General features: G+C 31.3%; 5 protein-coding genes and 1 pseudogene. 4 read left to right on the forward strand and 2 right to left on the reverse strand.

Translation table 11 applies throughout. From position 1 onward, the window contains the following. From VFS71_RS12300 to VFS71_RS12310, 3 genes and pseudogenes are all read left to right on the forward strand, one after another. Positions 1 to 474: pseudogene (locus VFS71_RS12300) on the forward strand (beta-ketoacyl-[acyl-carrier-protein] synthase family protein); the annotation flags it as partial. A 45-nt stretch (positions 475 to 519) separates the two neighbouring features. Further along, positions 520 to 774 carry an acyl carrier protein gene (locus tag VFS71_RS12305; RefSeq protein ID WP_326401584.1) on the forward strand — a complete coding sequence of 85 codons (255 nt, stop codon included), beginning with the start codon at positions 520 to 522 and terminating at the stop codon, positions 772 to 774. Next, positions 771 to 1,262 (forward strand): 4'-phosphopantetheinyl transferase superfamily protein, encoded by a 492-nt coding sequence (locus VFS71_RS12310; RefSeq protein ID WP_326401585.1) that lies wholly within the window; start codon positions 771 to 773, stop codon positions 1,260 to 1,262. Before VFS71_RS12305 ends, VFS71_RS12310 begins: the two co-directional genes overlap by 4 nt. A gap of 8 nt (positions 1,263 to 1,270) precedes the next feature. Here the strand turns inward: VFS71_RS12310 and VFS71_RS12315 are convergent, their stop codons facing one another. Both VFS71_RS12315 and VFS71_RS12320 read right to left on the reverse strand, forming a co-directional pair. Continuing rightward, positions 1,271 to 1,870, reverse strand: a complete 600-nt coding sequence (locus VFS71_RS12315) for a 3'-5' exonuclease (RefSeq protein ID WP_326401586.1) — start codon at positions 1,868 to 1,870, stop codon at positions 1,271 to 1,273. Next, a complete protein-coding gene (locus tag VFS71_RS12320) occupies positions 1,870 to 3,786 on the reverse strand; it encodes a DUF294 nucleotidyltransferase-like domain-containing protein (protein ID WP_326401587.1) in 1,917 nt (638 codons plus the stop codon). Before VFS71_RS12320 ends, VFS71_RS12315 begins: the two co-directional genes overlap by 1 nt. A gap of 173 nt (positions 3,787 to 3,959) precedes the next feature. On the opposite strand from VFS71_RS12320, the gene VFS71_RS12325 reads away from it, so the two are divergent. Next, positions 3,960 to 4,466, forward strand: coding sequence for a DUF2911 domain-containing protein (locus VFS71_RS12325; protein WP_326401588.1), 507 nt, complete (start codon positions 3,960 to 3,962; stop codon positions 4,464 to 4,466). Positions 4,467 to 4,889: the final 423 nt, after the last annotated feature.

Here is a 4,889-nt window from a genome sequence, read left to right on the forward strand (position 1 = left end):
AATTCTGGAGGGCAAAGAGGTTTGGGAACATTAACTGCTCCAAATCCCTTGGCTGTTCAAAAATGTATTCAGAATGCGATGAAGAGTTCCGGAATTACTGCTCAAGATGTTGATGTGATTAATGGTCATCTTACCGCTACGAGTAAAGATAGTTTGGAAATTTCAAATTGGAGCGTAGCTTTAAGTAGAGGAGGGGTGGATTTTCCTTATATCAATTCATTAAAATCTATTGTGGGGCATTGTTTATCGGCAGCGGGGAGTATAGAAAGTGTGGCCAGTATTTTGCAATTGTATCAAGGATTTATTTTTCCGAACCTTAATTGTGAAGATTTGCATCCTGAAATTACAGAAATCGTCGATTCGTCAAGAATTCCATTGCAACTGCTTGAAAAAGATTTGAATATTATTCTGAAAGCCAGTTTTGGATTTGGAGATGTAAATGGATGTGTTGTTTTTAAAAAATATATACCTTAGTAAACTTAAATCTAAATAGTTAGTTTAACAAAATAAAATAACTTTATGAGTAGAGAAGCGACAATAGAACAGTTAAAGAATATAGTAAAACCATATATTCAAAATCAGGAAGCATTTGACTCTCTTACAGAAGAAACTGATTTTGTGAACGATTTGAGAATCAATTCGGCTAATTTGGTTGATGTAATATTAGATATTGAAGAAAAATTCGATATTATAATTGATAATGAATCGATGGAGAAAATGGTCAATGTGAAATCAGCTATTGGTATTATTGAGGCTGAATTATTAAAAGAATGATTGGTAATGATATAGTTGATCTCGATTTAGCCCAAAAAGAAAGTAATTGGAAAAGAAAAGGTTTTTTGGATAAAATTTTTTCTTTGCAAGAGCAACGTTTGATTCTCAACAACTCTAATCCAGAGCTCATGGTTTGGAATTTATGGAGTAGAAAGGAGGCTGCATATAAGATTTATAATCGCGAAACAGGAATTAACGGTTATTTTCCAGGGAGATTACAATGTCATTATAAAGATGAAATTTCTGGAACGGTCTCTATTGATGACTTTGTTTTTTATACTCAAACCTATATTACGGATTTTTATATTTACTCAATTGCTGTTTCCAAAATTGATTTTTTTAATAAAATAAAGTCTTTGGAATCTTTAGAAAATATAAAAAAAGAGAATGGTATTCCTTATATTTTGGATGTTGTCTCAAATACAATCGGTCCAGTTTCTATAACACATCATGGACGTTTCAAAAAAATAATAACATTGCAACAATAAGTAGAAGTCTATTTAATTCCCAATCTGTTCTTTAATTTTAAAAACAGTAATGCAATGGAATACGCATCTTCTGAAGGAGATCGTCGATAGCTTTTTGGTAATTTGAAAATTTCTAATAATTCATCAAGTGAAAACTGTTTGTCATTGATATCTACTAGTTTTCGATACATTACATCAATATCCAATGCTTCGTTTTTTAATCTGCCACAATCCAGTCTTAAAAGTGCGCTATTGATCATATCGACATCAAAATCGACATGATGTCCAATTAAAACGGCATTCCCTATATAATCTATAAAGGCGTGAATTGCTTCTGGTTCACTCAGTTTTTTCATTTTGCTTTCCAAAATAAACTCATTTGATAAACCATTATCGTGGAAATACTTGTATTGTAGAAAAATAGACTCAAAGCTATCACCGATATGAATTTTGTTGTTCACGATTGCAAAGGAACCAATAGATAAAATAACATCCTTATCAGGATTCATTCCAGAAGTTTCAGTAGATAATACAACATATCGTTTTGATTTATGTTCAAACTTAGCAAGGTAAGCTTTCCAAAAATCAGGGTGTTCTTTATTTATGTTTTTTAGCCAATCTAGCATCATTATGAAAATTGCGTTAGTTTGAAATTACTTTTAATTAATTCTTCCAGTTCTTTCATTGGGGCTAAGGCATTTTTTAATTTTTCTTTGTCTAATTTTGTTAGTTCGCTCAGGTTTATATACTGACCTGAATTTTCATTTTTTAAACCTTCATTTACTCTAAATTTTGATAAAGTTAAAAATGCTTCAGCGCAATTTAAGTAAATATCTGAATTTTTCGCATCAATTATTGCTAATTGTTTGAAACGCAGGTAGGTACTATTTAGTCCTTTAATGTTAAAATGTAAGGCAAACAGTCTGGCTCCATCAATTAATGGCATTAATGCTCTAGTTTTTATATCAAATTTATTTTTATTTGGTCCTTCCTCTTCCAGAACAAATTTCTTGAAAAAGGTAAGCGGAGAATTTTTTCTTAATGCGTCATTTCCTAGGAAGTCAAAAAATAACGTGTTGTGATCCAAGTCTTTTAAAATAACATTTTCTATCGCTTCAAATATCTTTTTTTCTCCAAAAACAAGTTCTAAATCAAAGAAAATACTACTAAGGTCATTACTGTTTTCACCTGGAGTATTCATCCAACTGTCATATTGTTTAGTCCAGTCTGTCAATGATTTACACCAAAGCATATTGCTTGCCATATGACCATTTGGACATAATTCATAACCAACTTTTTCAAGAGTAGCGGTTGTTCTTTTTGCTAATTTCAAGAAATAATCCCTCACATCTCTGTATTTATCAGGAGCTACATCTTCGAATATCAATAAACTATCTTGGTCTGTTAGTAATAATTGTTCTTTTCTACCTTGGCTTCCAATACTTAGCCATGCAAATCGTGCAGGAGGGGAACCTAAATCTAAAATGGACAATTCCACAGCACGCTTTAATATAGCAGAGTTTATTTCGCTTGCTATATTATTTATATTGGAAAGCGGAATATTTTTGTGAATTGAATTCTGAATTAATTCAGTCAATCTTTCTCTAAGGTGTTTTAGTTCCTTGGCATTGGATGATCTTTTGATTTCTTTGATTAAAACGCCTGGATTATTGGCTTGGGCAATAATTAGATCATGTTCAGATATCACTCCTTTCACAGGAGATTTATCCGTTCCATCCGAAGTAACACACAGATGGGTTACATTGTTTTTTAACATCAAAAGTTGCGCTTCTGCTAAGGAGACATTTTCAACAACAGTTACAACCGGGGAAGACATAATGGCCTTCATTGTAACGGTCAAAGGGAACAGTCCTGTAGCAATTTTGGTACACATATCTGTATGTGTTACTATTCCAATAGGCAATAGATTATCACAAATAACTACGCTCGTAGAAATATTTTCAGCCATTTTTAAGGCAACATCTTTGGCAATGTCATTGATGGTTGCGGTAAGTGGTATTCTATTATAGGTTAGCGACTGAAAATATTGCATTTCTGACTTTTGGTCAATATAAACAATATTATCATTTGCTAATTTGCCTCTTAGATTTTCTTTTTCTTTTGGATTCCAGGTATTGGTGGCGAAACTTTCCAAAAGAAAATTCAGTACATCAGGATTATTGGCTACAAAAGGGCGAAAAGTTATAATTGGTATGGCATAAACAATACTTTCTTCGCGGGCTTTGGCCGTCATCATGTAATTGTTTTTGGCAAAAAATGGTCTTAATCCCAATACATCACCTGCATGACACTTATTTAACAAGGTTTCTTCGGCATCTGCTATAACAGATAAATGAATAACACCGGAGGCAACTACATAGAAACAATCGTGCAGTTTGTCATTTATTTGGAATAAAGTTTCATTCTTTTCCATATTCAAAACCCGAATACTTGTAGCAATGGCTGATAGCTCTTGAAAAGTCAAGTTGTCGAATGGTGGGTACTCTTTCAAAAAGTCAGCTATATTTTCCGCAATTGTATTCATAGTCTTGTTGTAAAGTAATGCTTGTAAAAATAATAAAAATAGATTTCAAAAGTAAGGCTAAAAAAACTAATTTTTATAAATTACGGTATAGTTAAATTTTTCATAAAATACTATGTGTTAGAGTGATGTTGGATACAATTATTTAATTTTAATGCTAAATAAATAAATAAACTATGAAAATTTTAAAAATCTCATTACTATTATTGTTCTCGTTTTTTGCGATTTCATTTGCAAATGCCCAAGAGAAACCAAAGAGTCCGCCAGAAAAAGCGACAGGAATGATTAATGGAGCAACTATTCAAATTAATTATGGAAGTCCTTCGGTAAGAGGACGAAAAATCTGGGGAGAATTAGTTCCTTTTAATGAAGTTTGGCGTGCAGGAGCCAATGAAGCTACAACATTCGAAACTGATAAAGATCTTACCATTGAAGGTTCAAAATTGCCGGCTGGTAAATATTCTTTTTTCGTTATTCCTAACCAAAACGAATGTGTTATTATTTTTAACAAAGAGCCTAAACAATGGGGAGCTTATAAATATAATGCCAAAGAAGATCAGTTAAGAGTTACGGTTAAGCAAACGGAATCAGAATCAAGTACAGAAAAATTAGTTTATAAAATTAATGCCAGTGATGTTGTTTTAAGTTGGGACAAATGGAATATTGGTTTCAAGGTGAAATAATTTTCATAGAAAGTATATATAAATCATCGTCATGTGGCGATGATTTTTTTTATCCGCTTTTTTTCCAATTATTGTCAAGATGTAAATGTAGAGAGAGTATGGTTTGTATAAATATCCTAGGAATCTAATAATTGAAGTAAAAGTAATTTCTTTTGAAATTATTATATGAATGCTAATGATTATGGTGTTTTCAAAATATTCTATTTTACATAATATAAATTATAGTTCAAAACGTGTTCTTGTAAAATGGGCTATGAGCTGATTGTAAAATCAAATTTTTAAAATAAATAAACGAACAATAAAGTCTTTACCGTTCGTTTATTTGAAATGTTTTTTCTTTTTATATTCTAGAATAATATCAAGCTAAATTACAGAGTTTGCAATATCGACATTTTTGAATTCTTCAATGATTAAAACTTTCTT

Origin of the sequence: Flavobacterium sp. (assembly GCF_035760125.1) — a bacterium.
Classification (GTDB): Bacteria; Bacteroidota; Bacteroidia; order Flavobacteriales; family Flavobacteriaceae; genus Flavobacterium.